The organism is Dyella sp. SG609, from assembly GCF_012275375.1.
In the GTDB taxonomy this organism is placed as follows: Bacteria; Pseudomonadota; Gammaproteobacteria; order Xanthomonadales; family Rhodanobacteraceae; genus Dyella_D; species Dyella_D marensis.
The window spans coordinates 16,023-42,591 of the sequence record NZ_JAAZQJ010000012.1 but is presented as its reverse complement, the minus strand read 5'-3'; the positions used below and the strand labels follow the sequence as shown (position 1 = coordinate 42,591).

Annotated in this window: 19 protein-coding genes; 7 read left to right on the top strand and 12 right to left on the bottom strand. The window is 69.1% G+C overall.

All coding sequences use genetic code 11. The features are described from left to right. The first annotated feature begins 102 nt into the window (after window positions 1-102). From FHW85_RS18410 to tal, 3 genes are all read left to right on the top strand, one after another. Window positions 103-2,283, top strand: coding sequence for a primosomal protein N' (locus tag FHW85_RS18410; RefSeq protein ID WP_168649224.1), 2,181 nt, complete (start codon window positions 103-105; stop codon window positions 2,281-2,283). Between the two features lie 245 nt (window positions 2,284-2,528). Continuing rightward, complete coding sequence (locus FHW85_RS18405) at window positions 2,529-3,815, top strand: NAD(P)/FAD-dependent oxidoreductase (protein WP_168649223.1); 1,287 nt, start codon at window positions 2,529-2,531, stop codon at window positions 3,813-3,815. A gap of 63 nt (window positions 3,816-3,878) precedes the next feature. Next, on the top strand, window positions 3,879-4,832 hold the full coding sequence (gene tal, locus FHW85_RS18400) for a transaldolase (protein ID WP_168649222.1): 954 nt from the start codon (window positions 3,879-3,881) through the stop codon (window positions 4,830-4,832). Between the two features lie 180 nt (window positions 4,833-5,012). On the opposite strand, the gene FHW85_RS18395 is transcribed toward tal, so the two are convergent. The 6 genes from FHW85_RS18395 to rpoH all read right to left on the bottom strand — a co-directional run bounded on the left by FHW85_RS18395 (window position 5,013) and on the right by rpoH (window position 14,221). After that, window positions 5,013-6,458: an efflux transporter outer membrane subunit gene (locus tag FHW85_RS18395; RefSeq protein WP_168649221.1), complete on the bottom strand. Its 1,446-nt coding sequence runs from the start codon at window positions 6,456-6,458 to the stop codon at window positions 5,013-5,015. After that, complete coding sequence (locus FHW85_RS18390) at window positions 6,442-7,647, bottom strand: efflux RND transporter periplasmic adaptor subunit (RefSeq protein WP_167252699.1); 1,206 nt, start codon at window positions 7,645-7,647, stop codon at window positions 6,442-6,444. The genes FHW85_RS18395 and FHW85_RS18390 overlap by 17 nt, the downstream gene beginning before the upstream one ends. Beyond that, window positions 7,640-10,843: an efflux RND transporter permease subunit gene (locus tag FHW85_RS18385; protein WP_168649220.1), complete on the bottom strand. Its 3,204-nt coding sequence runs from the start codon at window positions 10,841-10,843 to the stop codon at window positions 7,640-7,642. The genes FHW85_RS18390 and FHW85_RS18385 overlap by 8 nt, the downstream gene beginning before the upstream one ends. A 247-nt stretch (window positions 10,844-11,090) precedes the next feature. After that, window positions 11,091-12,560 (bottom strand): HAMP domain-containing sensor histidine kinase, encoded by a 1,470-nt coding sequence (locus FHW85_RS18380; protein WP_167252701.1) that lies wholly within the window; start codon window positions 12,558-12,560, stop codon window positions 11,091-11,093. A gap of 10 nt (window positions 12,561-12,570) precedes the next feature. Continuing rightward, window positions 12,571-13,272, bottom strand: a complete 702-nt coding sequence (locus tag FHW85_RS18375) for a response regulator transcription factor (RefSeq protein ID WP_168649219.1) — start codon at window positions 13,270-13,272, stop codon at window positions 12,571-12,573. A 91-nt stretch (window positions 13,273-13,363) separates the two neighbouring features. After that, window positions 13,364-14,221, bottom strand: coding sequence for an RNA polymerase sigma factor RpoH (rpoH, locus tag FHW85_RS18370; RefSeq protein WP_167252703.1), 858 nt, complete (start codon window positions 14,219-14,221; stop codon window positions 13,364-13,366). 332 nt (window positions 14,222-14,553) lie between these two features. On the opposite strand from rpoH, the gene FHW85_RS18365 reads away from it, so the two are divergent. Next, window positions 14,554-14,871 carry a hypothetical protein gene (locus tag FHW85_RS18365; RefSeq protein WP_167252704.1) on the top strand — a complete coding sequence of 106 codons (318 nt, stop codon included), beginning with the start codon at window positions 14,554-14,556 and terminating at the stop codon, window positions 14,869-14,871. A gap of 45 nt (window positions 14,872-14,916) precedes the next feature. Here the strand turns inward: FHW85_RS18365 and ung are convergent, their stop codons facing one another. The 5 genes from ung to FHW85_RS18340 all read right to left on the bottom strand — a co-directional run bounded on the left by ung (window position 14,917) and on the right by FHW85_RS18340 (window position 20,102). After that, complete coding sequence (ung, locus tag FHW85_RS18360; protein WP_168649218.1) at window positions 14,917-15,621, bottom strand: uracil-DNA glycosylase; 705 nt, start codon at window positions 15,619-15,621, stop codon at window positions 14,917-14,919. After that, window positions 15,618-16,463 (bottom strand): response regulator, encoded by an 846-nt coding sequence (locus FHW85_RS18355; RefSeq protein WP_167252706.1) that lies wholly within the window; start codon window positions 16,461-16,463, stop codon window positions 15,618-15,620. Before FHW85_RS18355 ends, ung begins: the two co-directional genes overlap by 4 nt. 132 nt (window positions 16,464-16,595) lie before the next feature. Further along, the gene (gene ftsX / locus FHW85_RS18350) at window positions 16,596-17,546 is read right to left on the bottom strand and encodes a permease-like cell division protein FtsX (protein WP_343203716.1); all 951 of its coding nucleotides are present in this window, start codon (window positions 17,544-17,546) and stop codon (window positions 16,596-16,598) included. A gap of 26 nt (window positions 17,547-17,572) precedes the next feature. Continuing rightward, window positions 17,573-18,250 carry a cell division ATP-binding protein FtsE gene (ftsE, locus tag FHW85_RS18345; RefSeq protein ID WP_167252707.1) on the bottom strand — a complete coding sequence of 226 codons (678 nt, stop codon included), beginning with the start codon at window positions 18,248-18,250 and terminating at the stop codon, window positions 17,573-17,575. Window positions 18,251-18,365: 115 nt separating this feature from the next. Further along, a complete protein-coding gene (locus FHW85_RS18340) occupies window positions 18,366-20,102 on the bottom strand; it encodes a DEAD/DEAH box helicase (RefSeq protein ID WP_168649217.1) in 1,737 nt (578 codons plus the stop codon). Between the two features lie 428 nt (window positions 20,103-20,530). Between FHW85_RS18340 and trxA the strand changes: the two genes are divergently transcribed. From trxA to FHW85_RS18325, 3 genes are all read left to right on the top strand, one after another. Beyond that, window positions 20,531-20,857, top strand: coding sequence for a thioredoxin TrxA (gene trxA / locus FHW85_RS18335; protein ID WP_167252709.1), 327 nt, complete (start codon window positions 20,531-20,533; stop codon window positions 20,855-20,857). A gap of 166 nt (window positions 20,858-21,023) precedes the next feature. Beyond that, window positions 21,024-22,781, top strand: a complete 1,758-nt coding sequence (gene rho, locus FHW85_RS18330; protein WP_167252710.1) for a transcription termination factor Rho — start codon at window positions 21,024-21,026, stop codon at window positions 22,779-22,781. A 247-nt stretch (window positions 22,782-23,028) separates the two neighbouring features. Continuing rightward, complete coding sequence (locus FHW85_RS18325) at window positions 23,029-24,024, top strand: hypothetical protein (RefSeq protein WP_168649216.1); 996 nt, start codon at window positions 23,029-23,031, stop codon at window positions 24,022-24,024. A 92-nt stretch (window positions 24,025-24,116) separates the two neighbouring features. On the opposite strand, the gene pbpC is transcribed toward FHW85_RS18325, so the two are convergent. Next, a complete protein-coding gene (gene pbpC / locus FHW85_RS18320) occupies window positions 24,117-26,543 on the bottom strand; it encodes a penicillin-binding protein 1C (RefSeq protein WP_168649215.1) in 2,427 nt (808 codons plus the stop codon). Between the last annotated feature and the right edge of the window lie 26 nt (window positions 26,544-26,569).

The following is a 26,569-nucleotide window of genomic DNA, read 5'->3' as shown; positions in this document are numbered from 1 at the left end:
CGGCACCTTCATGCGCCGCGCCACGTTGGGGTTCGCCTGCGGCTCACCCCAACCTACGTCGATGGCGCACGGCCGTTACACTGGCCCGCCCTGAGGATCGCCATGCCCTCCGTCCTGCGCGTCGCCCTGCCGGTGCCCCTGCCCACCCTGTTCGACTACCTGCCGCCGGCGGCCGGCGAGGCGCAGGCGGGCAGCCGGGTGCTGGTGCCGTTCGGGCGCGGCAAGGCGGTGGGCGTGGTGGTGGAAACGGATGTCGAATCCACCCTGGGCGGCGCGCGCCTGAAACGCGTGCTGCGGCTGCTGGACGAAACTCCGCTGCTCGACGCGGAACTGATGAAGACCCTGGCCTGGGCCGCCGACTACTGGCTGGGCGCGCCCGGCGAGGCCTACGCCAACGCCTTGCCGCTGGCGCTGCGCGAAGACAAGCCGCTGCCCGACACGCATGAAGAAGTCTGGGCGCTGACCGTCGCCGGCCGCAGCGCGCTGGATGCCGGCAGCCGCAAGGGCGGCAGCCGGCGCCTGCTGGAAACCCTGGCCGCCGCGCCGCTCGGCGCCGGCGAACTGCACGAACGCCTGCCGGACTGGCGCGAGGCCGCGCGCCGGCTCGCCACCGCGGGCCTGATCGAACGCGTGCGCCGCGCAGCCGATACCGCGCCGCAGCCCGCCGTCGCGCCGCCGGCGCTCAGTCCCGAACAGCAGGCCGCGGTGGAGGCGGTAAGCGCGGAACTGGGCCGCTTCCAGCCCTTCCTGCTCGACGGCGTCACCGGCAGCGGCAAGACCGAGGTGTACCTGGCGCTGATCGAACAGGTGATCGCGCAGGGCAAGCAGGCCCTGCTGCTGGTGCCGGAAATCGGCCTGGCCCCGCAGACCGTGCGCCGCGTGCGCGAACGCCTGGGCGTGCCGGTGGAAGTGCTGCATTCCAACCTCGCCGAAGGCGACCGCGCGCGCGCCTGGCTGCGCGCGCGCGACGGCGAGGCGCGGGTGATCCTGGGCACGCGCTCGGCGGTGTTCACGCCGCTGCCGCGCGCCGGGCTGATCGTGGTCGACGAGGAACACGACGGCGCCTACAAGCAGCAGGAAGGCTTCCGCTACCACGCGCGCGACCTGGCCCTGCTGCGCGGCCGCGCGCTGGGCGTGCCGGTGCTGCTGGGTTCGGCCACGCCTTCGCTGGAATCGCTGGCCAACGTGGACGCCGGCCGCTACCGCGCCCTGCATCTGCGCGCGCGGCCCGGCGCGATCCGCCCGCCGCAGGTGCAGATCGTGGACATGCGCGCGCAGCGGCTGGAGCACGGCCTGTCGCCCACCCTGCTGAGCGCGGTGGCCGACACCATCGCGCGCGGCGAGCAGGCGCTGGTGTTCCGCAACCGCCGCGGCTACGCGCCGGTGCTGCTGTGCCATCAGTGCGGCTGGCATGCCGAATGCCCGCGCTGCGAACACCCGCTCACCCTGCACGCGGGCCGGCGCCAGCTGATCTGCCATCACTGCGACTACCACACACGCCTGCCCGAGCACTGCTCCTCCTGCGGCGCACCGGACCTCAAGCCGCAAGGCCAGGGCACCGAGCGCCTGGAAGAAGCGCTCAGCGCGCGCTTTCCGGATGTGCCCGTACTGCGCATCGACCGCGAGACCACGCGCCGCCGCGACGCCTTCGACGAACTGCTCGAGCGCCTGCGCGGCGACGGCCCGGCGATCCTGGTCGGCACGCAGATGCTGGCCAAGGGCCACGACCTGCCCAATCTCACCCTGGTCGCCATCGTCGGCGTGGACGAAGGCCTGCACAGCGTGGATTTCCGCGCCAGCGAGCGGCTCGCGCAGCTGATCGTGCAGGTGGCCGGGCGCGCCGGCCGCGCCAGCAAACCCGGCCGGGTGATCCTGCAGACCCACCACCCGGAACACCCGCTGCTACGCCAGCTGCTGGCGCAGGGCTACGCCGCCGCGGCGAAGGAACTGCTGGCCGAACGCCAGGCAGTGCAACTGCCGCCGTACATGCACCAGGTGCTGCTGCGCGCCGATGCGCACCAGCGCGAACACGTGGACGCCTTCCTGCGCGAAGCACGCGGCACGCTGGAACCGGCCGCGCAGGCGGAACTGGGCATCGCCGGCCCGATGCCCGCGCCGATGCCGCTGCGCGCGGGGCGCCATCGCGGGCAATTGCTGGTCGAGGCGGGCAGCCGCGCGGTCCTGCACGCGGCGCTGCGGCCGTGGGCGCGTGGTTTGTCGGCACTGCCGTCGGCGCGGCGGGTGCGCTGGTCGCTGGATGTGGATCCGGTGGATCTGTACTGAGCGTGCCGGAACCTGAAGCCCCTCTCCCATCGGGAGAGGGGTTGGGGTTGGGGTGAGGGTGCGGGCGGAGCGCAAGAGTGATGTGCACCGCTCCGACCGAACCCTCATCCGCCTGCCGGCACCTTCTCCCGGAGGGAGAAGGCTCTAGCTTTGAGAGATTGAGGAAACGGCCAGCCGCAATCGCGTACTGAGCGGGATCGGCCCGGTAAAATACGCGGCGCCCCTCTCCCAACGAGCTTCCCCCGATGTCACAGCCCGACCCCCGGCCGCACATCGTCATCCTCGGCGGCGGTTTCGGCGGCATGGCCGCCGCGCACCGGCTCGACGACGCCTCGCTCCGCGTCACCCTGGTCGACCGGCGCAACCACCATCTGTTCCAGCCCCTGCTTTACCAGGTCGCCACGGCGGGTCTTTCCGCACCGTCCATTGCCGCGCCGCTGCGGCAGATCCTGCGCAAGCAGCGGAACGTCACCGTGCTGCTGGACGAAGCGCAGGGCATCGACCTGGCCCATAAGCGTGTGCTGCTCGCGCAAGGCCCGCTCGACTACGACTATCTGATCGTCGCCACCGGCGCCACGCACGCCTACTTCGGCCATGACGACTGGGCCCGCCACGCGCCGGGCCTGAAGACGCTGGACGACGCCTTCGCCATCCGCCGCCGCGTGCTGCTCGCCTTCGAGCATGCCGAGCGCGAGGACGAGCCGGCGCGGCGCCAGGCCTGGCTCAATTTCGTGGTGGTCGGCGGCGGCGCCACCGGCGTGGAGCTGGCCGGCACGCTGGCGGAAATCGCGCGCCACACGCTGCCGCGCGAATTCCGCCGCAGCGATCCGCGCCAGGCGAACATCCTGCTGGTGGAAGCGGGGCCGCGCGTGCTGCCGGCGTTCGCGCCGGAGCTGTCGGCGAAGGCGCGCAAGCAATTGGAGAAACTCGGCGTGCAGGTGCGCACGGATACCGCCGTTACCGCGATCGGCAGCGACAGCGTGCAGCTCGGCAACGAGACGCTGGCCTCGCGCACCGTGCTATGGGCGGCCGGCGTCGCCGCCTCGCCGCTGGGCCAGCACCTCGGCGTGCCGCTGGACCGCGCCGGCCGCGTGCTGGTGACGCCGGAGCTGGCCGTGCCGGGTCACCCGGAGGTGTTCGTCGTCGGCGACCTGGCCAGCGTCACCCAGGCCGACGGCAAGCCGGTGCCCGGCATCGCGCCGGCCGCCAAGCAGATGGGCCGCTACGTGGCGGACGCGATCCTGGCGCGCCTCGGCGGCCGCGCCGCACCCGCACCGTTCCGCTACCGCGACGACGGCACGCTGGCCACCATCGGCCGGCTGTCGGCGGTGGCGCAGTTCGGGCGGGTGAAGCTGTCGGGCGTGCTGGCCTGGTGGGTGTGGCTGGTGGCCCACGTGTATTTCCTGATCGGCTTCCGCAACCGCCTGGTGGTGCTGCTGGACTGGGCCTGGTCGTACTGGACCTACCAGCGCCATGCGCGCATCGTCACCGGCTCCGATACCCGCCGATCCGGCGGCACAGACGAAAGCTGAGCGCGCTTTGCCCGGCGCCGCCGGGCGGCGACAATACCTCGTTCCCCCAGACGGATTCCGCTCGTGTCCAACCAACTCGAACAGCTGCGCCAGTACACCACCGTGGTCGCCGACACCGGCGACATCGAGGCGATCGCCCGCTATCGCCCGGTGGACGCCACCACCAATCCCTCCCTGCTGCTGAAGGCGACCGAGCTGCCGGCCTATGCGCCGCTGATCGACGAAGCCGTGCAGTGGGCCAAGGCCCAGAGCGGCTCGCGCGAACGCCAGCTGGTGGACGCCGGCGATTACCTCTCGGTCGCCGCCGGCCGCAAGATTTCCGAGCTGGTGCCGGGCCGCGTGTCCACCGAAGTGGACGCGCGCCTTTCCTTCAACACCGACGCCACCATCGCCAAGGCCGAGCGCCTGATCGGCCTGTACGAAGCGGCCGGCGTGAAGCGCGAGCGCATCCTGATCAAGATCGCCTCCACCTGGGAAGGCATCCGCGCCGCCGAGACGCTGGAACGCCGCGGCATCCAGTGCAACCTCACCCTGCTGTTCTCGTTCGAGCAGGCGGTGGCCTGCGCCGAGGCCGGCGTGTACCTGATCTCGCCCTTCGTCGGCCGCATCATGGACTGGTACGTCGCCAACACCGCGACCAAGACCTACGCGCCGGAAGAAGACCCGGGCGTGAAGTCGGTGCGGCGCATCTACGGCTGGTACAAGCAGCACGGCTTCGACACCGTGGTGATGGGCGCGAGCTTCCGCAATATCGGCCAGATCCAGGCGCTGGCCGGCTGCGACCGCCTGACCATCAGCCCCGATCTGCTGGAGAAGCTGGAAGCCACCAGCGAACCGCTGCCGCGCGCGCTGCAGGACGACGGCAAGCGCGAGGCGCGCGTGCCGGCGCTGGATGAGGCGGGGTTCCGCTGGGGCCACAACGAGGATGCGATGGCGACGGAGAAACTCGCCGACGGCATCCGCAAATTCGCCGCCGACCAGCGCAAGCTGGAGGCGATGCTGGCGGCACGGCTGTAAGCCTCTGCTCTTGCCCCCTCTCCCCTCCGGGGAGAGGGTTGGGGTGAGGGGCCGGGCGGAGCGGTGAGCTGAGGGTCGAGAAAGCTCAAAAGCTTTTCTTCTCTTCGTAGAAGCCTTACCGCGAGCACCCGCCCCTCATCTGCCTGCCGGCATCTTCTCCCCGGAGGGGAGAAGAGTTCGCTATTTGGCGCTGGCTAAATCGCCGGTGGTCCACCCGCCACCCAACGCCCGCACCAGCTGCACACTCGCCCGCAGCTGCCGCGTATCCAGATCCAGCAAGGTTCTCTGCGCATCCAGCGCCGCCGTCTGCGCCTGCACCACGTCGAGATAGCCCACCGCGCCCTGCCGATACCGATCCATCGCGATATCCAGCGAACGCTTCGCCGCGTCCGCCGCGTCCTGCTGGTCGTTGCGGGCCGTGCCGAAGTGATCGAGCTGGGCGAGGTTGTCCTCCACCTGCTGGAACGCGTTGAGCACCACGCCGCGATAGCGCGCGCCGGCTTCCTCGGTGGCGGCCTTGGCCGCTTCGACGCCGGCCTTGCGGCGGCCGCCGTCGAACAAGGTGAGCAAGGCCGTCGGGCCGATCGCCCAGAACTGGTTGGGCGCCGTGAACAGGCTGCCATAGCGGTCGCTCTGGAAACCGCCCTGCGCGCTCAAACCCAGCGACGGGAAATACGCCGCGCGCGCGATGCCGATCCGCGCATTCGCCGCGGCGACGCGGCGCTCGGCGGCGGCCACATCCGGACGGCGCTGCAGCAGCGTCGACGGCACGCTCACCGGCACCGTCGGCAAGGGCAGCGCCGCGGTGTCGGCCTGCAACGAGAAATGGGAAGCAGACTCGCCGACCAGCGACGCGATCGCATGCTCCACCAGCGCGCGCTGCGCCTGCGTCTGCGACCACTGCGACTTGGCCGAGGACAGCTGCGTCTGCGCGCGCGCCACGTCCAGGCCCGAAGCGATGCCGCCGCTGTGGCGCGTCTGCGTCAGCTCCAGCGCTTTCTGGTAGGCGGCGATGCTTTCCTTCAGCAGCTGGATCTGCTGATCGAGTCCGCGCAGCACCAGGTAGTTGTCGGCCAGCTGCGCCTGCAGGCTCAGGCGTGCGGAGGCCAGATCCGCGGCCGCGGCCAGCGCATCGTCCTTGCCCGCTTCGACCGTATTGCGCACGCGGCCCCAAAGGTCCACTTCGTAATCGACCTCGGCACCGAGCGTGTAGCTGTCGTAGTTGGCCGGCGAGGTGGCACCGCGCAGCGGACGCGTATCCGACTGGCGGTCGCGCTGCGCATTGGCATTGAGGCCCGCCTGCGGGAACAACCCCGCGCGCGCCTGCTGGCTGAACGCCTGCGCCTGCTGGTAATGCGCCAAGGCAGCGGCGAGGTCGGCGTTGTTCTTCAGCAGGCGCTGCTGCAGATCGCTCAAGCGGGCGTCGCCGTACAGCGTCCACCAGCCGTCGCGCGGCAGCTGGTCCGAGGGCTGCGCCGCCACCCAGCTCTTGCCGTAGGCCTCGCCGTGCTCCTGGAACTGCTCGGCCACCGGTACCTCCGGCGCCTTGTACGCCGGCGCCAGCGAACAGCCGGCCAGCAGCGCGGCCAGCGCGAGGGCGAGAACGCGCTCAGGCCTTCTTTGCATTGCCGCGCCCCTGGTTCTTGGCCAGTTCGGTGTTGTCCTTCTCGGCGGTGCGCACCTGGTCGCCGTCGACCAGGCCGTCCGGCGGGCTTTCGATCACGCGGTCGTCCGCGCCCAGGCCCGAGCCGATCTCCACCGTCTTGCCGTAGTCGCGCAGGATGGTCACCTGCTTGAAGGCGATCTTGTTGTCCGCGCCCAGCGTGGCGATGCGCGTGCCCTTGTCGTCGATGATCAGCGCGCTGGCCGGCACGCGCAGCGCGGCGGCGTCGCCGGGGCGGTCCAGCCGCACGCTGGCGAAGCTGCCGGGCATCAGCTTGCCGTCGGCGTTGTCGACCGCGAGCTGGATCAGCGTAGTGCCGGATTCGGCGGCCACCGCGCCGGCGGAAGCTTCCACGCGCGCCTGGAAGGTGCGGCCGGGATACTCCGGCAGCGACAAGGTGGCGATCGCGCCCGGCTTGATCGACGGCGCGTAGTTCTGCGGCACGCGCACGTACACGCGCAGCTTGCGCACGTCGGACACCACGAACAGTTCCGGCCCGCTGCCGCTGCCGGCGTTGATCAGCGCGCCGACGTCGGTCTCGCGCGCGGTGACCATGCCGTCGAACGGCGCGACGATGCGGGTAAAGCCCTTCAGCGCCTCGATGCGGTCGACATTCGCCTTGGCCGCCTTGGCGATGGCCTGCTTGGCGGTGAAGTCGCCGGTCTTCTCGTCCACTTCCTGGCGCGAGACCGAATCCGAACCGAGCATGGCCTGCCAGCGCTTGGCGGTGGTGGCGGCCAGCGCGGCATTCGCTTCGGCGCTGGCCAGGTCCGCCTTGGCCTGCAGCAGCTGCTGGTCCAGGTCCGGCGTTTCGATTTCCGCCAGCAGCTGGCCGGCCTTTACCGGCGCGCCGATGTCGACCTTCCAGGATTTCAGGTAACCGCTGACGCGCGCATAGATCGGCGCGCGCGCATAGGCTTCGAGGCGGCCCGGCAGATCGAGCGAGGCGCCGGCGGCGCTGCGTTCGACCGGCACCACGCTCACCGTGGGCACGGCCTGCTGGTCGGTCCAGTCCTTGAGCTTGCGCGCGTCGTTGGCGCGGGTGACCACGCCGGCGGCGACCACGGCGACGACCACGACGGCGCCGATGATGCCGGCGCGGCGCAGGCGGTGCACCGGCACGGGACGGGGGGTGTGAGGAGCGTTAGACATGGACGGGCTCTCCGGAAACCGAAGCCGGGTCGGCGGCGCGGCCATGCCGCGCGTGGATGATGCGGAAGACGACAGGAACGAAGAACAGCGTGGCGACCGTGGCGAAGATCAGGCCGCCGATCACGGCGCGGCCCAGCGGGGCGTTCTGCTCGCCGCCCTCGCCCAGGCCCAGCGCCATCGGCGCCATGCCGATGACCATCGCCAGCGCGGTCATCAGCACGGGGCGGAAGCGCACGAAGCCGGCCTCCATCGCCGCCAGATGCGCGTCGCCGTGCTCGGCCAGGCGCTCGCGGCAGAAGCTCACCACTAGGATCGAGTTCGCCGTGGCCACGCCCATGCACATGATGGCGCCGGTGAGCGCCGGCACCGACAAGGTGGTGCCGGTGGCGAACAGCATCCACACGATGCCGGCCAGCGCCGCGGGCAGCGCGGTGATGATCACGAACGGATCGCTCCACGACTGGAAGTTCACCACGATCAAGAGATAGATCAGCACCGCCGCGCCGAGCAGGCCGAAGATCAGGCCGGAGAACGCGCTGTTCATGGTCTTGACCTGGCCCAGCAGCACGGTGGACGAACCCTTCGGCAGCTGCTTGGCGTGCGCGGCGACGATGTTCTGGATATCCGCCGCCACGGCACCGAGGTCGCGCCCCTGCGTGGTGGCGAAGATCTCCACCATCGGCTGGATGTTGTACTGGCTCACCACCGCATTGCTGGTGCCGCGCTTGATCGTGGCCAGGCCGCCGAGCAGCTGCGAGCTGCCGCCGCCGCTGGAGGTGACGGGGATGTTCTCCAGCGCCGACAGCGAATCGAGCTTGTACTGCGGCGTCTGCATCACGATCGGGTAGGAGATCTGGTTCTGCGGATTCAGCCAGAAGGTCGGCGCCACCTGGCTGGAGCCGGCCAGGTTCACCACCAGGCTGTTGGTGACGTCGCGCTCGGTCACGCCCAGCAGCTGCGCGCGGGTGCGGTCCACGTCCACGGCGAAGGTGGGGTTGGCCTGCGACTGCTGGATGCGCGCATCGGCCACGCCCGGCACGCGGCGGATCTCGCGCAGCAGCGTGTTGGCGTAGGCGAAGTTCTGCGGCAGGTTGTTGCCGCGGATCTGCAGGTCGATCGGCGCGGGCGAGCCGAAGTTGAGGATCTGGCTGATGATGTCCGCCGGCGGGAACGAGAAGGTCACGCCCGGGAACTGCCGCGGCAGTTCTTCGCGCATGCGGCGCACGTACCCGGCGGTGGGCCGGTGGCCTTCGTTGAGCGCGATCTGGATGTCGCCGTCCCACGAACCGATCGTGCCGGTGTTGTTGTAGGCGGTGTTGATGCCGCTGATCGGCTGGCCGATGTTGTCCACCACCGTGCCCAGTTCCTCCGGCGGCACGATGCGGCGGATCGCCGCCTGCACGTTGGCGAAGATGGTGGCGCTCTCCTCCACGCGCGTGCCGATCGGGGCGCGCACGTGCATCAGGATCTGGCCCGCATCCACCGCGGGGAAGAAGTTGCGGCCCAGGAACGGCACCAGCGCAAACGAAGCCACCACGAAGGCGAGGAAGCCGCCGACGAACACGCGCCGGTGTTCCAGCGCCATCGCCAGCAGGTCGCGGTAGGCCGCGCGCACGCGCTCGAAGCGCGCCTCGAAGCCGCGCTGGAAACGCACCAGCGGGTTGGACGAAGGCGGCAGCGCAGCGCTGTTGCCGTGCTCGTCGGTGTGCGGCGCGTGCGGCTTGAGCAGGTACTTCGCCATCGTCGGCACCAGGGTGCGCGACAGGATGAACGAGCAGATCATGGCGAACATCACCGCTTCGGCCATCGGCACGAACAGGAAGCGCGCCACGCCTTCCAGGAAGAACATCGGCACGAACACGATGCAGATGCACAGCAGCGAGACGAAGGCCGGCGTCACGATCTGGCGCGCGCCGTCCATGATCGAGGTCTCCACGTCCTTGCCGTGTTCCAGATGCCAGTTGATGTTCTCGATGGTGACCGTGGCGTCGTCCACCAGGATGCCCACCGCCAGCGCCAGGCCGCCCAGGGTCATGATGTTGAGCGTCTCGCCCACCGCCGACAGCGCGATGATGGAGCCGAGGATCGCCAGCGGGATCGAGGTGGCGATGATCACGGTGGAGCGCCAGCTGCCCAGGAACAGCAGGATCATCAAACTGGTCAGCGCCGCGGCGATGATGCCTTCCTTCGCCACGCCGCCGATGGCCGCGCGCACGAACAGCGACTGGTCGCCGATGGGCGCGATCTGCAAGGTGTCGGGGAAGCTGTCCTTCGCGTCGCGCAGTTTCTGCTTGACGCCGTCGATGATGGCCAGGGTCGAGGCCGAGCCGTTCTTCAGTACCGTCATCAGCACCGAGCGGCCGCCGTCGACGTGCACGATATTGCTCTGCGGCGGGTTGCCGTCGCGCGCCTGCGCCACGTCGCGGATGTACACGGTGGTGCCGTTGACCGTCTTGATCGGCAGGTCGCCCAGCGCGCGGATGTCCGACGGCGCGTTGTTGAGCTGCAGCGTGTATTCGTATTCGCCGATCTTCTGCGTGCCCACCGGCACGATCAGATTCTGCGCGGCCAGAGCATTGGCCACGTCCTGCGCCGACAGGCCGCGCGCCTGCAGCGCGGCCGGATCGATGTCGATCTGCACCTGGCGCGTCTTGCCGCCGAACGGATACGGGATCGACGCGCCCGCCACCGAGGTGAGCACCGGACGCACCGCGTTGGTGCCGAGGTCGCCCAGGTTCTGCTCGCTCAGCCCCTTGCCCGACAGCGCCAGCTGGATGATCGGCACGGTGGAGGCGTTGTAGTTGAGGATCAGCGGCGGCGTGATGCCCGGCGGCAGCTGGCGCAGCAGGGTCTGCGCGACCGCGGTGACCTGCGCGTTGGCGGTGCGGATGTCCACCGTCGGCTGGAAGAAAATCTTGATCACGCCGAAGCCGTTGATCGACTGCGCCTCGATGTGTTCGACGTCGTTCACCGTGGTGGTGAGCACGCGTTCGAACGGCGAGGCGATGCGCCCCGCCATCTGGTCCGGCGGCAGGCCGGTGTACTGCCACACCACGCTGATCACCGGAATCTTGATGTCCGGGAAGATATCGGTCGGCGTCCGCATCGCGGACAGCGGGCCGATGATCATGATCAGCAGGGCGAGAACGACGAAGGTGTAGGGCCGCGAGAGCGCGATCCGGACGATGCCAAGCATGCGGGGGATTCCGAGCGCGAATGTTGCGTCGCGAAATTTTGCCACGGCACCCTGGCCGGGCGTTCGGTTATCCGGATGAAGATATTTTCATTATTGATTTACCCCCCACGCCGAGACGACCTAGCCCCCTCTCCCCTCCGGGGAGAGGGCTGGGGTGAGGGGCCGGGCGGAGCGTTAGGCTGAGGGTCGCAAAAGACGTAAGAGCCTTTCTTCTCTTCGTAGCGGCGCTACCGCAAGCACCCGCCCCTCATCCGCCTGCCGGCACCTTCTCCCCGGAGGGGAGAAGGCTTGCTTCGTCGAGCGGCGCCTGCACCGTGCGCGACAGGCAGGTACCCGGCACTTCCCCCGGCTTCACCGTATAGCCGTATAGCGTAATACGCGAACCGGGCCCTTCCTTCTGCTCGCCGATATCCAGCGCAAAGCCATGCAGGCGCACGATCGCGCTGACGATGCTGAGGCCCAGGCCCGAGCCGGGCATGGCGCGGCTGTTATCGCCGCGGTAGAAGCGGCGGGTGACGGCATCGCGCTCGTTCGCGGGGATGCCGGGGCCCTGGTCCAGGATGCTGATGCGCGGGCCGCGGCTGTCCATGCGCGCGCGCAGGCGCACTTCGCCGCCGGCGGGGGTGAACTTGATGGCGTTGCCGACCAGGTTGGCCAGCGCCTCGAACAGCAGATGGGCGTCGCCGCGCACGGACACCGTGGGTTCGATATCGAGCACGAAAGGCTGGCCGCGGTCCTCCGCCACCGGCGCGTAGAACTCGTGCACCTGCTGCAGCACGCTGCCCAGGTCCACCTCGTCGAAGCAGGCGCTGCGCCGGCCGTCTTCCAGTTCCGATACGCGCAGCAGCGCGCGGAAGCGGCCGAGCACCTGGTCGATGTCGACGATGCTCGCTTCCAGCAGCGCGGCCTCGGGCTGCTCGGCCAGCTGCTGCTGCGCGCGGTACAGCCGCGCGCGCAGGCGGGTGAGCGGCGTGCGCAGGTCGTGGGCGATGTTGTCGCACACGCCCTTCACTTCGTTCATCAGGCGCTCGATCTCGTCGAGCATGGTGTTGACGATGGCCGCCAGCACGTCGACTTCGTCGCCGCGGCTGCTCACCGGCAGGCGCTTGGCGAGATCGCCCTGGCGGATCGGATCGGTGGCCTGCTGCAGCATGCGGATGCGTTTTTCCGGGCCGCGGCGCAGCAGGAAGCCGCCGAGCAGGCCGGGAATGATGGTGAGCGACACCGCCCACAGCAGCGCGCGCCACACCACGGCGCCGAGACCGTCGACGGTGCTGTTGTCCTTGGCGATGACCAGCACGCGGCCGTCCGCGAGCTTCGTGGCCAGCGCGCGGGCGCGCACGCGGCTGCCGTCGCGGTCGGGGCGCGGCAGGCCCTGCGCCAGCAGGCGCACCTTGCTGTCGGCGGCCAGCTCCGCCGGCATGCGCGCGATATTGCCGGCCAGCGGCTTGCCGGCGGCGTCGAACAGGCCCACCGACATCACGCCGTGCGGGTCGATGGTGATGGCGGCGTCCACCGTGGCGGGCAGGCGCGAGGTGTCGGTGTTCGCCAGATAGTGCATGCGCTGTTCCAGCATCTGGTCGATCACGGTATTGAGATAGCGCGTGGTCTCCCACTGGATGACGCCGACCAGCACCAGGCCCCACACGGCGAACAGCGCGCCGTAGATCAGGATCAGGCGGGAGGTGGCGGAGCGCCAGGCGTTGGGGCGATTCATGCCGATAACCTCACGGCGGGGCCGCCGCGTTCTGGGGTGCCGAGGTGATCATGTAGCCGGTGCCGCGCACGGTGCGGATCAGCGGCACCTGGCCGGACCCGTCGATCTTGCGCCGAAGCCGGCCGATGTGCACGTCGATCACATTGGTGCCGGGGTCGAAATGGAAGCCCCACACCGCCTCGAAGATCATGGTGCGGGTGAGTACCTGGCCGGAATGGCGCATCAGGTATTCCAGCAGGCGGTATTCGGTGGGCTGCAGGGTGAGCGGCTGGCCGTTGCGGAAGGCGACGTGGCGCACCCGGTCCAGTTCCAGCTCGCCGACGCGCAGGCGCGTGCCGTGCGGCTGCGGCTGGCGGCGGCGCAGCAGCACTTCGGCGCGCGCGGCCATCTCGTCGGGGGCGAAGGGCTTGGTCAGGTAGTCGTCGCCGCCGGCGCGCAGGCCGCGGATGCGGTCGTCCACTTCGCTGAGCGCGCTGATCATCAGCACCGGCGTTTCGATCTGCTGGCGGCGCAGCGCCTCGACCACTTCGATGCCTTCCAGGCCGGGCAGCATGCGGTCCAGGGTGATCAGGTCGTAGGCCTGGGCGCTGGCGCGGGCCAGGCCCTCGCGGCCGTCGGCCACCCATTCGGCGGTCATGCCGTGCACGCTGAGCTCGGCCACGATCTCGCGGGCGGTGACCTCGTCGTCTTCGATGACCAGGACTCTGGGCATGGCTATGGACGTCCGGACGTCTATCTGTCGTGTCGCAAAAACCGACGGCCCCGGGTGGGGCCGTCGGCAATCGTAACGCTGCAACGGAGAATCAGGCGGCGAACAGGCCGCGCATCTTCTTCATCGCATTGGCCTCGACCTGGCGGATGCGCTCGGCCGACACGCCGTACTCGTCGGCCAGGTCCTGCAGGGTGGCCTTTTCCTCGTTCAGCCAGCGGCGCTGGATGATGTCGCGCGAGCGCTGGTCCAGCTTCTGCAGGGCGTCGCTCAGGGTTTCGAGCTGGTTGTCGGCCTGGTCGGCGTCGGCGATGTTGTCGTACGGGTCGGCGCCTTCGTCGATCAGGAACGCGGCCGGCGCGGGCTTGGCGTCGTCATCGGCGTCGGCCGGGGCTTCGAAGCCGATGTCGCGGCCGGACAGGCGGGCTTCCATTTCGCGCACGGTCGCTTCCGGCACGCCCAGGTCCTTCGCCACCACGCGCACTTCCTCGGCGTTCATCCAGCCCAGGCGCTTCTTGCTCTTGCGCAGGTTGAAGAACAGCTTGCGCTGCGCCTTGGTGGTGGCCACCTTGACGATGCGCCAGTTGCGCAGGATGAATTCGTGCATTTCGGCACGGATCCAGTGCACCGCGAAGCTGACCAGGCGCACGCCCTGGTCCGGGTCGAAGCGCTTGACCGCCTTCATCAGGCCGATGTTGCCTTCCTGGATCAGGTCGCCGATCTGCAGGCCGTAGCCGCTGTAGCCGCGGGCCACGTGGACCACGAAGCGCAGATGGGACATCACCAGCTTGCGGGCGGATGCGAGGTCTTCTTCTTCCTGATAGCGGCGCGACAGCGCCTGCTCTTCTTCCTGGCTGAGCACCGGGATGCGGTGTACCGCCGAAATATAAGCATCCAGACTGCCGACGACGCTGGGCACCGGCAGGTTGGCGGTCACCAAAGCTTGAGACATGTGTGGATCCTCCTGGGGTCGAATTCAGCTTAGCACTCCCTCAGTGAGAGTGCTAAAGCGGTCGGGAGTTCCTCAGCGGGTGATCCCGGCTGCTTTATTGAACCGAATCGTACAGGAATACAGGGTTCCTGTCCAGACGCAGGCCACGGTAGCCGCCCGGCCCTCAAGTCCCCGTTAATCGAACCTCACCGCAAGCTTCACGTAAGGCTTTTCCTACCGTGCGGCGGGGGCTGCGCCGACAGACAGGCGGCATCCCGGAGGCGTCCCATCGACCGGTCCGGCGGGGTGCCGGGCGTTCCATGCGGACATTCACTCTCCAAGGAGCAAACCAGATGCGCGTTGCAAAATGGCTGTTGATCGCCGCGACCACCGGCGTGGCGGGCCTGTTCGCCGGCTCCGTCGCCGCCGAGCCGAACTGTACGGTGTGCCTGAAGGGCTACCAGGGTTGCGTCAACAAGGACCCAAACAATGCGGCGAACATCGCCGCATGCATGGCGCAGTACTCCACCTGCCTGGCCTGGTGCGGCGAGCCGTCCGCCACCGCGGCCCAGCGCCGCGCCCTGCTGGACGTGCGGCCGTACCGGCCGGACCTGTCCGCCACCTCGACGGCCACCGCCCTGCCCCCGCCGCTGGCGCCGCGGGCGCCCTGATCGCCGGGGATTCCACGGAGGGTGCCGCCGGCACCCTCCTCGCCGTCAGGCGGCCAGCTCGCTGCGCCGGGGCAGCGACCAGTCGATCGGCGCCTGGCCGTGCTCTTCCAGATAGCGGTTGGCCGCGGAAAAGTGCCCGCAGCCCAGGAACCCCCGGTGCGCCGACAGCGGCGACGGGTGCACCGAACGCAGGATGCAGTGCCGGCTGCTGTCGATCAGCTGCCCCTTGCGCTGCGCATACGAACCCCACAGCAGGAACACCAGCCCTTCGCGCTCGCGGTTGAGCGCGTCGATGGCCGCGTCGGTAAAGCCTTCCCAGCCCTTGCCCTGGTGCGAGGCGGCCTGGCCCTGCTCCACCGTCAGCACCGCGTTGAGCAGCAGCACGCCGCGGTCGGCCCAGGGTGTGAGGCAGCCGTGGTCCGGCGGGGCGATGCCCAGGTCGCGCTGGATCTCCTTGAAGATGTTCTGCAGCGACGGCGGCGGCGGCACGCCCGGCCGCACCGAGAAGCACAGCCCATGCGCCTGGCCGGGGCCGTGGTAAGGGTCCTGCCCCAGGATCACCACCCGCACCTGCTCGAACGGCGTGTGTTCGAACGCGGCGAAGATCTCCGGCCCGGGCGGGAAGATCACCTTGCCGTGCTGCTTCTCGGTGCGCAGGAAAGCCGACAGCGCCTGCATCTGCGGCCGCTCCAGATAGGCGCCGATGCGCTCCTTCCAGGACGGCTCCAGCTTGACCCGGCCCTCGTTCATGCGGCCTGGTCGTCGCGCTGGCGCAGATGCCGCGCCACGCGCAGCTGGAACAGCACCTTGGTGATCAACAGCTTCTCCTCGATCGGTTTCTCCACCAGGTCGTTGGCGCCGGCCTTGAGCAGCGCGGCCTGGTTGGCGGGATTCTCGTCGCCGGTCATCACCAGCACCGGCAGGCGGCCCTTGCCGTAGGCGTAGTCGCGGCGGATGCGCTCCAGCAGGTCGCCGCCGGTGAGCTCGCCTTTCAGGCTGACGTCGGTCAGCACCAGGTCGGCGCCGATCTGGCCTTGCGCCTTGGCCACATCCAGCCAGGCGAGTGCGTCCTCGGCACTGATCACGTGGCGCACGGTCAGGCCGTATTTTTCCAGGATGCGGCGGGTGGCCAGGGCGACCACGCGGCTGTCCTCCACGTAGAGCACCTCGCCCTCGGCCGAGCTTTCCGGGCGCACATAGCCGCGGATGAACTCGGCCAGCGCCTGGAAACCCAGCGACTTGTCGAAGTAATCGGTGACGTGCTCGCCCAGGGTACGGCGGTGCAGGCGGTCGTCGACGTCGCCGGACACCACCACGATGGGCACATAGATCTGCGGCGCCGATTCGCGCACGTAGCGCGCCAGCTCCAGGCCGTCCATGTCCGGCAGGCGCAGAGCAATGGTGATGAAGTCGAACACGCCGCCCTCGAGCAGCTGGTGCGCTTCCGCACCGCTCGCGCAGCCCACCACCTCGGCGTCCGGCAGCTCCACCTTGAGCACGCGGCTGATCAGCTGCCGCACCACTTTCGAACCGTCCACCACCAGCACGCGCGGCGCGGCGCTGACGATGCGGTTGCTGAAACCTTCACTCATTGACCGATCCATCCACGCTCAGCGGCCTCCTTGCCGAACCATCGATGGACGCCCCCTTGCGCCCTCTCATCCGGGCATCTTGCCCTGCCGGTGCGGCAGCTGCCTGCGACCGGCGTCACTTTCGTTATTGTCCTAAGCGGCCTTGCGCAGCTGCCAGGCACTGACCAGGCGCGCGCCCAGCCAGCCCAGCACCGCCGCGGCCAGCGGCACCGCGCCCAGCAGCCACAGCGGCAGCATGCCGAGCTGAAGCTTGCCCTCGTAGACATGACCGAGCCGTGTCACCGGCTCGGCCAGCGCCATCTCGATTAACAGCGCCATGCCGGCGGCCAGCACGCCGCTGAACAGGCCGTACCAGATGCCCGCGTACAGATAAGGCCGGCGCACGAAGGCGCCGCTGGCGCCGATCAGCATCAGCACGCCGATCTCCTCGCTGCGGCTGGCGATATCCACGCGCACCGTATTGCCCACCACCAGCAGCACGGCCAGCGCCAGCAGGCCGGCCAGGATCAGCACCACCCGGTTGCCCACCCCCAGCAGCGCATCCAGGCGCTGGCGCCAGGTGCCGCTGTCCTGCACCAGGTCCACGCCCTGCAGGGCGCGCAGGTCGGTGACCAGGCGGGCCACGTCGTCGGCATTGGCGCCGGGCCTGGGCAGCACTTCCACGGCGTACGGCAGCGGGTTGCTGTCGAGCGTGTTCAGCGCGCCGGAGAAGCCCTGCATCCGGGCCAGTTCGTCCATGCCCTGCTGCGGGCTCTTGACCGTTACCGAGGCCACGTCCGCGCGCTCGCGCAGCTTGGTCGCCATCAGCTCCACCGCCGGCCCGGTCTGGCCCGGCTGCATGAACACCGACACCGCCTGGTTCTGCCCCAGCGCCGCGCCGAGCTGCTGCACATTGCCCAGCAGCAGATAGAAAGTAAGCGGCAGGGCCAGCGCCAGCGCCATCACCGCCACCGTCAGCAAGGTGCCGACCGGGCGCGCCATCAAGCGGCGCAGGCTGGCGCCGGCGCTCCAGGCGTGGTGGTCGCGCCAGCTGGCGACGGGGCGCGGGCGGCTGCGTTCGACCCGGTTCGGCTCGGCCACGATCGGCGCATCGAAGTTCTGCGGGGCGCTCACAGCACCTCCTCCGAGGCGATGTCCGCCACCAGGCGGCCGTGGTCCAGCACCACCACGCGCTTGCGCATGCGCTTGATCAGCGGCAGGTCGTGGCTGGCGATCAGCACGGTGGTGCCCACCTGCTGGAATTCGGCGAACAGGCCCATGATTTCCACCGCCAGCTGCGGATCGAGGTTGCCGGTGGGTTCGTCGGCGATCAGCAAGGTGGGCTTGGCCACGATGGCGCGGGCGATGCCCACGCGCTGCTGCTCGCCGGTGGACAGCGTGGCCGGCAGCTGGCGCTCGTAGGCGAGCAGGCCGACTTTCTCCAGCGCGGCGCGCACGCGCCGGCCGCGCTCGGCCGGGGCGACGCCGCCGATCACCAGCGGCAGTTCCACGTTGGCGAAGACGGTGCGGTCCATCAGCAGGCGATGGTCCTGGAACACCATGCCGATGCGCCGGCGCAGCTTGGGGATGCCGCCGCGGCCGATCTTGGCCAGGTTCTGCCCATCGAGCGAGATGCTGCCGTGCGACGGGCGCTCGATCAGCCCGAGCAGCTTCAGCAGCGTGCTCTTGCCGGCGCCCGAATGGCCGGTGACGAAGGCCATCTCACCCGCCGCCACCTGAAAAGACAGCTGCGAGAGCGCCTCATGGCCGCCCTCGTAGCGTTTGCTGACTTGGTCGAAGCGGATCACCGCGTGTCCTCGATCCCTGATGCCGCACTGCCCGCAAGGATAAGGGATGCGCGCAGCAAAACGATCACCGCGCAGGCCGCCGCGACGCGATCGGCGTGCGCGGCGGCAAGCAGGTTCAGCGGCCGGTGAACAAGCGCGCGAGGCGGCGGAAGAAACCGGGCTTCTTCGGCGCAGTTTCCTTCGCGTGCACGGCGGCGGTGGCCGCCACCTGGCGCGACGGACGCGGGCCGGCATCGGCGCCGCGCTCGCGCTGGGGACGATGCCCGTCGCGATTGCCGCGCGAACCTTCGCCAGCGGCGGCGGCCGGAGCGGCGTTCTCCACCGGCGCACCCTCGCGGCGGCGGCCGCGGCCGCCACGGCGGCGGCGGCGCTTGTTCGGGCCTTCCGCACCGGCGGCATCGCCGCTGGCCGGGGTTTGCGCATGCACGGCCACGGCCTGCACGGCTTCCTCGGCTGCCGGCACGGCTTCGCGCGGCTTGCGCTCGCGCGGCGGGCGGCCCTCACTGGAGCGGCCCTCATTGGAGCGGCGCTCGCCCGAACGGCGCTCGCCGGACCCGCTGCGGCTGCGCGGACCGCGTCCGCCGCCGTCCTTCTCGCGGCTCTCGACCTTGTCGCCGAACGCGGCGCTGTCGGCCGCGGCGTCGGCGGCGTACTGCGCGTCGATCTCGCGCGGCTTGGGCATCACCAGCATTTCGGGATCGATCGCCGCCACCGGGATGCGCTGGCCGATATAGGTTTCGATGTCCGGCAGCGACATGGCGTACAGGTCGCAGGCGAAGCTGACCGCGTCGCCCTCGGCGCCCAGGCGCGCGGTGCGGCCGATGCGGTGCACGTAGTCCTCGGCGTCCTGCGGCAGGTCGTAATTGAAGACGTGGCTGACCGCCGGGATGTGCAGGCCGCGCGCGGCCACGTCGGTGCACACCAGCATGTCGAGCTGGCCGTCCTGGAAGCGCTGCAGCAGCTTCTGGCGCTTCAGCTGCGGCACGTCGCCCGAGAGCGCGCCGACGCGGTAGCCCTGGCGCTTCACGCGGTCGGTGATGCGCTCGGCGGCCATCTTGGTGTTGACGAAGATGATGCTGCGGCTCGGGTTGGTGCGCTCGAGCAGGTTCAGCAGCAGCGGCATCTTCTCCTCCTTGGAGGGGAAGTAGACCACCTGGCGCACGCGGTCGGCGGTGACGTTCTCGGTCTCCACCACCAGCTTCTCGGCGTTGTGCATGTGCTCGTAGGCCAGCTCCAGCACGCGGTGACTGAGCGTGGCCGAGAACAGCAGCACCTGGCGCTGCTCGCGCGCCGGCAGGCGGCGGAAGATGAAGCGCACGTCCTTGATGAAGCCGAGGTCGAACATGCGGTCGGCCTCGTCGATCACCATCACTTCGACGCCGTTGAGGCCGAACACGTGCTGCTTGTAGTAGTCGAGCAGGCGGCCGGGCGTGGCGATGATGATGTCGCAGCCGTCCTGCAGCTGCTTGCGCTGCTTGTCGTAGTCGACGCCGCCGTAGATCAGCGCGGTCTTCAGGCCGGTGTGGCGGCCGATGTTGCGCGCGTCCTTGTCGATCTGGATGGCCAGCTCGCGGGTGGGAGCGATGATCAGGGCGCGCGGGTCGCTGTCCTTGCGCTCGGCCACGGCCGGGCTGGTCAGCAGGCGGTTCATCAGGGCGACCAGGAAGGCGCAGGTCTTGCCGGTGCCGGTCTGGGCCTGGCCGGCGACGTCGCGGCCGGTGAGGGCCATGGGCAGGGTCAGCGCCTGGATCGGCGTGCAGCGGGTGAAGCCCGCCTCGTCGAGGCCCTGCTGCAGCAGCGGATGGAGGTCGAAATTGGTGAAAAAGGTATCGGTAAGAACGGTTTCGGACATGGATAAGAGTCGGTGAGGTAGGCGGCCGGGTGGCGGCTCGCCCTGTCCCGGCGGCGGTCGGAAAGCCTGAAGGACGGGTTAAGGTGCGGCGCCGGCCAGCGCGACGGGTTGGCCGGTCAGCGGCGAGGGCTCGCGGGTTACCGCGGTGCGCCTCGCGACTGGCGCCGAGGTGGCGGGCCCAGGCGACCGGCAGTTCCGCCGACATAGGGAAACAGGCCCCTTGCCCGTTTTCCTATATCGCCGGAACTGCCGCGAAGGCGGCCCTTGAATCGCTTGAATCGTGCCCTGAGTTACGCTGGAATGGAGGCCTGCCGCAACGGCATCACTTCCTTATTCCGGTCCGACCCGCGCTTCATGGGCGCCCCAGTGTAGCCGATGCTGGCCGCGCGGTCGTCAAACCATCCCCCGCCTGTCAATCGGAGACCCCGGTGAGCGACCTGATTACCCACGTGAGCGACGACGCCTTCCAGAAGGAAGTGCTGGAGTCGGATACCCCCGTCCTGCTGGACTTCTGGGCCGAATGGTGCGGCCCCTGCAAGGCCATCGCGCCGGCGCTGAACGAACTGGCCCAGGAGTACGAGGGCAAGCTGCGCATCGCCAAGATCAACATCGACCACAACCAGAAGACGCCCCGCGACTACGGCGTGCGCGGCATCCCCACCCTGATGGTGTTCAAGAACGGCAAGGTCGAGGCCACCCAGATCGGCGCCGTCAGCAAGGGCCAGCTCAAGCAGCTGATCGACAAGTCGATCTGAGCCTTCGATCCGAATACCGGATCTTTCGCACCCGCCGCCCGCTTTACGGCGCCGCGCGGCGGGTGTTAGATTCCCCGGGCCTGTCGGGACTCCCGTCCCCCGCGCCCTTCGCGCCCCGCGCGCACCCTTCCCTCCTGTGATTAACGGCGCCCCGTGAGGTTTGCCCGTGTCTGATATCGAAAGCCAAGACCAGAACGACGCCAAGAGCGCCGAGCCCAAGACTGCGTCCGAAACGCCGCGCACCCGCGCACCGCGTAAATCCGCCGCAGCCGCCGCAGCAGCCGCCGCCGAGAGCGCGCCCCGCGTGGAAAAGCCCGCGTTCGAGCCGCCGCCGCCGCTGCCGCCCATCCCCGTGCAGGCCAGCCTGCCGGTGGACCAGGCGCCCGGCAGCTTCCAGGGCGATGCCGCACCCCGCGAGGGCGCGCCGCCGCAGCAGGCCCGCGAGGGCGGCCAGCCCCAGCAGCAGGGCGGCCAGAATCCGAACAACGACCGCCGCAACGACCGCAATGACCGCGGCCGCCGCCGGCGCCACGAGCGCAACAACAACCAGCCGCAACAGCAGCAGCGCGGCCAGGGTGGCGGTGGTGGCCAGCAGCACGTCCGCAACAACAACGGCCTGCCGGTGGACGACGACTACGCCGACGCCGGCAGCAACGACCGCCTGATCAACCTCACCGAGCTCAAGCGCAAGAACGCGATCCAGCTGCTGGAATTCGCCGAATCGCTGGGCATCCAGGAAGGCGTCGCCCGCGCCCGCAAGCAGGACGTGGTGTTCAGCATCCTCAAGGCCCACGCCCGCTCCGGCGGCGGCATCTGGGCCGAGGGCGTGCTGGAAATCCTGCAGGACGGCTTCGGCTTCCTGCGTTCGGCCGACGAGTCCTACCTGGCCGGCCCCGACGACATCTACGTCTCGCCCAGCCAGATCCGCCGCTTCAACCTGCGCACCGGCGACTACATCACCGGCCGAGTGCGCCACCCGAAGGAAGGCGAGCGCTACTTCGCGCTGCTGAAGGTCGACGACATCAACGGCGACCCGCCGGAAGCATCGAAGAACAAGATGCTGTTCGAGAACCTGACGCCGCTGTTCCCGCGCAAGGCATTCCATCTCGAGCGCGGCAACGGCTCCACCGAAGACATCACCGGCCGCATCCTCGACCTGGTGGCGCCGATCGGCCGCGGCCAGCGCGGCCTGATCGTGTCGCAGCCGAAGTCCGGCAAGACGATGATGCTGCAGAACGTGGCGCAGGCCATCCAGTACAACCACCCGGACGTGCATCTGATCATGCTGCTGATCGATGAGCGCCCGGAGGAAGTGACCGAAATCGCCCGCACCGTGCGCGCCGAGGTCATCAGCTCCACCTTCGACGAGCCCGCCGTGCGCCACGTGCAGGTGGCCGAGATGGTGATCGAGCGCGCCAAGCGCCTGGTCGAGCACAAGAAGGATGTGGTCATCCTGCTCGACTCCATCACCCGCCTGGCCCGCGCCTACAACACCGTGGTGCCCAGCTCCGGCAAGGTGCTCACCGGCGGTGTCGACGCCAACGCCCTGCAGCGCCCCAAGCGCTTCTTCGGCGCCGCGCGCAACGTGGAGGAAGGCGGCTCGCTGACCATCATCGCCACCGCGCTGACCGACACCGGCAGCAAGATGGACGAGGTGATCTACGAAGAGTTCAAGGGCACCGGCAACATGGAAGTGCACCTGAACCGCCGCATCTCCGAGAAGCGCGTCTACCCGGCCATCGACATCAACCGCTCCGGCACCCGCCGCGAAGATCTGCTGATCGACCCGGACATGCTTTCCAAGATCTGGATCCTGCGCAAGCTGCTGCATCCGATGGACGAGCTGGCGGCGATGGAGTTCATGCTGGACAAGATGAAGAACACCAAGACCAACGACGAGTTCTTCAACTCGATGAAGCGCTGACGCCTCACCGCGTTCCGCTCGATAAGGCCGGCTCCATGCCGGCCTTATTTTTTGGCGCAGGCGGAAGCACCGCACGCCAACTGAAAATTGGGAGTCTTCCCTAAGCCATCGTGGCTAGCCCAAGCCACATGCGGCTTGCGGCGAATACGGCCGCGCATGTGCGCAAATATTTCGGAGTTCGCCGCATTTATTCGGGTTTCTGGCTGAGTGTATTCAAGCTTCTCCCTAACGCGAGAGGCATACGCTCATGCAGCACACGAAAGCGCAGCAACCGGGATTCGCACGTTATCTGCCTCTGCTCCTGCTGGCCTTCGCGCCGGCCGCCTTTGCGGAAGACCGCATCCTTCCCGAGATCAACTACACCGGCACGCTGGTCACGTCCAATCCCAATACCGTGGGCAAGGGCGCGCTCATCCTCACGCCCAACCTCATCTACCTGTATGCGAACGAACGCTACAACCGCTCGGGAGAAACCAGGAAGCTCGCGCACCCGTATTCGCAGTGGCAGGTGCTGCTGCCGATCGCCTACGGCATCACGCCGCGCCTCACCGGCAAGTTGAACCTCGGTGCCACGCACACCTCCGAAAACGGCAAGCACACCACCGCCATGCGCGCCACCGACGCCTCGGTGCGCCTGCAATACCTGCTGCAGGCGCCGAGCCGCGACGGCACCCGCGCCGCCATCTCGTTCTTCGTCCAGCACAACCTGCTCACCGCCCCCTACGATTCGCTGCGCGACCACGCCTTCGACGGCATGGGCAGCGGCGCACGCCGCACCACCCTCTCGCTGCTCGCACAGCGCACCTTCTGGATGCCGAACGACCGCCCCCTGCGCATCCGCGGCCAGCTCTCGTGGAGCCCTCGCCCACCCGCCGTGCGCCTGCGCGACATCAGCGTGTACAACACCCCGCGCGGCTTCCGCGGACGCTACCACCCCGGCGCGCAGTTCAACCTCAGCGTAGGCGCCGAATACAGCATCGATCCGCGCTGGGTGCTGGCCATGGACGTCAGCGCCAACCGCCAGGGGCGCGCATGGCTCGACGGCAAGGTGCGCCGCAAGGACGGCAGGCACTGGGCCATGCAGCGCACGGACGACTACAGCTCGGTTTTCAGCGTAACGCCGGGCATCGAATACAACTTCAACAGCCAGTATGGGTTGATCGTGGGGGCGCAGGTGAGCTTTGCGGGGCATAACACGCGGGCGTTTGTCAGTCCGCGGGCGGCGTTCAATATGGCGTATTGAATGAAGGTCGCCGCGATGGAAGAAGAAGCGGACAGGCCGCTTGCCTTCCTCTCATTGCCACATCGGACGCCTCAAACCTGGCAGCGGGAAACCTATGGCGTCGTCAAGCGCGAGCGGGGGCCAAGTGCAGGCGACACGAGCGGCGGCAAGACAGACAGCGACATGTGCGCGAAGGCGCCATGGTCCGCCAACGCGGTGATCTGATGCATCCCCGCCTGTGGCAGCGCCACGCGCATCGGGGCAGCACCGGAGCTCGATCCCTGCAACCTTCCATCCACCAGCCATTGCACCTGCTCCACCGTGCCCAGCGCACGCAAGGTGATGGATAGCGGCGCATCGCTATGGGGTGCGGCACGCAGCACCGCGCCATCGCTGATGCCGGCGATGCGGATCGGGTTGGCCACTTCCAGTGAATCGGGTTCGCAGCCCGGCGCCAACGGCGGCAGAGCAGAGGCTGCCGCATCCGCGGATGCCAACCATGGGGTGGCGAGCGCAGGCCAGCGGGCCAGGGTCACGGTGTGCTCGCCCGCGCCGTGGCAGGTGGCGCTGAGGCGGCGCTGGTGCGCGTCCACGCGCAAGGTCAGCAAGCCACCCATCCAGGCGGAGACATCGCGTTCGGGAAACGTGGGGGGCACGGCGCCATCCAGCGTCCATGCGGTGCGGCGGTCGCGGCATAGCGTCGGCGACGTGCTGCCGGCGAGGCCACCAAGCGGCCAGCAGATATCTACCGCACTCACCGACGCCGGGCGTGGCGAGCGCGGGTTGGCATGCGTGTTCGGCAACATGCTGGCGACGTTGAACATCAGCGGCAGCGCCGTCACCGCGCCGTATTGGCCTGGCGACGGCGTGCCGTCGGGGCGGCCGATCCATACGCCGAAGGTCCAGTCGTCGGTGACGCCGATGGCCCACGCATCGCGATAGCCGTAGCTGGTGCCGGTCTTCCAGGCAATGGCGCTCTGCGCGTTCAAGGTACCGTCGAGCGGCGCGCCGGTGACGTCGGCCGGATTGCTGGAAAGGATGTCGCGGATGATCCATGCCGCGCCCGGCGACAGCAGCCGCCGCGGCTGTGCCGGCTGCGCTGTCGTGTAGCGCGGCGTGCCTGCCACGCCGCTATTGGCGAACGCGGAGTAAGCACCGACCAGTTCCTCCAATCGAGTAGAGGCGCCACCGAGAATCACTGCCAGGTTGGGCGAGCCACCCGACGGGAAGCGCAGATCGATGCCGCCATTGGCCAGGCGCGCCACGAAGCGATTCGGCCCGACGCGATCGAGCACATCGACAGCCGGCACGTTGAGCGACTGCTGCAACGCCTGCGCCACGCTCACCGGCCCGCGGAACGCCTCATCGAAATTGGCGGGACGATAGCCGCCGAAATCCTGCGGCGCATCGACCAGCAGGCTTTGCGAGGTGATCAGCCCATCGTCCAGCGCCAAGCCGTAGAGGAAAGGCTTGAGCGTGGAACCGGGCGACCGCGAAGCGCGCACCATGTCGACATGGCCGAGCCGGCGCGGATCGGCGAACTCGGCGGTGCCCACATAGATGCGCGTTTCCAGCGTGGCGTTGTCGACCACCAGCACCGCGGCCGACGTACGCGGCGGCATGCGCGACAGGTACTCGCTGACGCGGTCCTCCACCGCCCGCTGCAGGTTGGCGTCGATGGTGGTGACGATGCGCCGCTCGCCCGGTTGCTCGCGATGCAGGCGTTCCGCCAGCAGCGCCGCATCCAGCGGCGAGCGCAGCGAGCGTGCGGCCACCGGTTCCAGCCTGGCGTCCGCAACCTCGGCCGCACTCCATAGCCCCTCGTCCTGCATGCGCTTGAGCACTTTGTCGCGCGCACGCCGCGCCGCTTCCGCATGGCGATCCGGACGGAACGTGCTGGGCGATTGCGGCAGCACCGCGAGCAAGGCCGCTTCGGCATGCGACAGCTGTCGTGCCGGCTTGCCGAGATAAGCCCATGAAGCAGCCTCCACGCCTTCGATCGGCCCGCCGAACGGCGCGTGGTTGAGGTAGATATCCAGGATCTGCGCCTTGCTCAGATGCGCTTCCAGCTGCAGGGCGCGGAAGATCTGCACCACCTTGCCGGTGACCGTATGCGGCATCGGCATCACGATGCGCGCCACCTGCATGGTCAAGGTGGAACCGCCGGAGACAGCACGGCCATGACGCAGCACACCCCAAGCCGCGCGCGCCAAGGCCAACGGATTCACGCCGGGATGGCGATAGAACGCGCGGTCCTCATAAGCGAGCAGCGCTTTCAGATACAGCGGCGACACCTGTCCGGCCGACGTGGGATAGCGCCACACGCCATCGCTGTCGGCAAAAGCGCGCAGCGGCGTACCGTCCTTCGCCAGCACCACGGTGCTGCCGGTATCCGGCGCCGGCAGGCGCAATGGGAAAAGGCGATCCAGCAGCACCGCCGCCAGCAGGACGCCAAGACTACCCACGACGAGCACGCGCCATAAACGACGCCACCATCGGCGAGGCGGCGTCTTCTGGCTGGAGGGAGCGGAAGTGCTCATCGATCGGGTTGCCAACCGGGCCGCGC

Coding starts and splice junctions, on each gene's coding strand:
- FHW85_RS18355 (WP_167252706.1), bottom strand. CDS start 16,463: ATGAGTGAAGGTTTCAGCAACCGCATCGTCAGCGCCGCGCCGCGCGTG.
- FHW85_RS18365 (WP_167252704.1), top strand. CDS start 14,554: ATGCGCGTTGCAAAATGGCTGTTGATCGCCGCGACCACCGGCGTGGCG.
- FHW85_RS18385 (WP_168649220.1), bottom strand. CDS start 10,843: ATGCTTGGCATCGTCCGGATCGCGCTCTCGCGGCCCTACACCTTCGTC.
- ung (WP_168649218.1), bottom strand. CDS start 15,621: ATGAACGAGGGCCGGGTCAAGCTGGAGCCGTCCTGGAAGGAGCGCATC.
- FHW85_RS18410 (WP_168649224.1), top strand. CDS start 103: ATGCCCTCCGTCCTGCGCGTCGCCCTGCCGGTGCCCCTGCCCACCCTG.
- FHW85_RS18395 (WP_168649221.1), bottom strand. CDS start 6,458: ATGCAAAGAAGGCCTGAGCGCGTTCTCGCCCTCGCGCTGGCCGCGCTG.
- FHW85_RS18405 (WP_168649223.1), top strand. CDS start 2,529: ATGTCACAGCCCGACCCCCGGCCGCACATCGTCATCCTCGGCGGCGGT.
- FHW85_RS18375 (WP_168649219.1), bottom strand. CDS start 13,272: ATGCCCAGAGTCCTGGTCATCGAAGACGACGAGGTCACCGCCCGCGAG.
- FHW85_RS18325 (WP_168649216.1), top strand. CDS start 23,029: ATGCAGCACACGAAAGCGCAGCAACCGGGATTCGCACGTTATCTGCCT.
- rpoH (WP_167252703.1), bottom strand. CDS start 14,221: ATGTCTCAAGCTTTGGTGACCGCCAACCTGCCGGTGCCCAGCGTCGTC.
- FHW85_RS18380 (WP_167252701.1), bottom strand. CDS start 12,560: ATGAATCGCCCCAACGCCTGGCGCTCCGCCACCTCCCGCCTGATCCTG.
- FHW85_RS18390 (WP_167252699.1), bottom strand. CDS start 7,647: ATGTCTAACGCTCCTCACACCCCCCGTCCCGTGCCGGTGCACCGCCTG.
- pbpC (WP_168649215.1), bottom strand. CDS start 26,543: ATGAGCACTTCCGCTCCCTCCAGCCAGAAGACGCCGCCTCGCCGATGG.
- FHW85_RS18340 (WP_168649217.1), bottom strand. CDS start 20,102: ATGTCCGAAACCGTTCTTACCGATACCTTTTTCACCAATTTCGACCTC.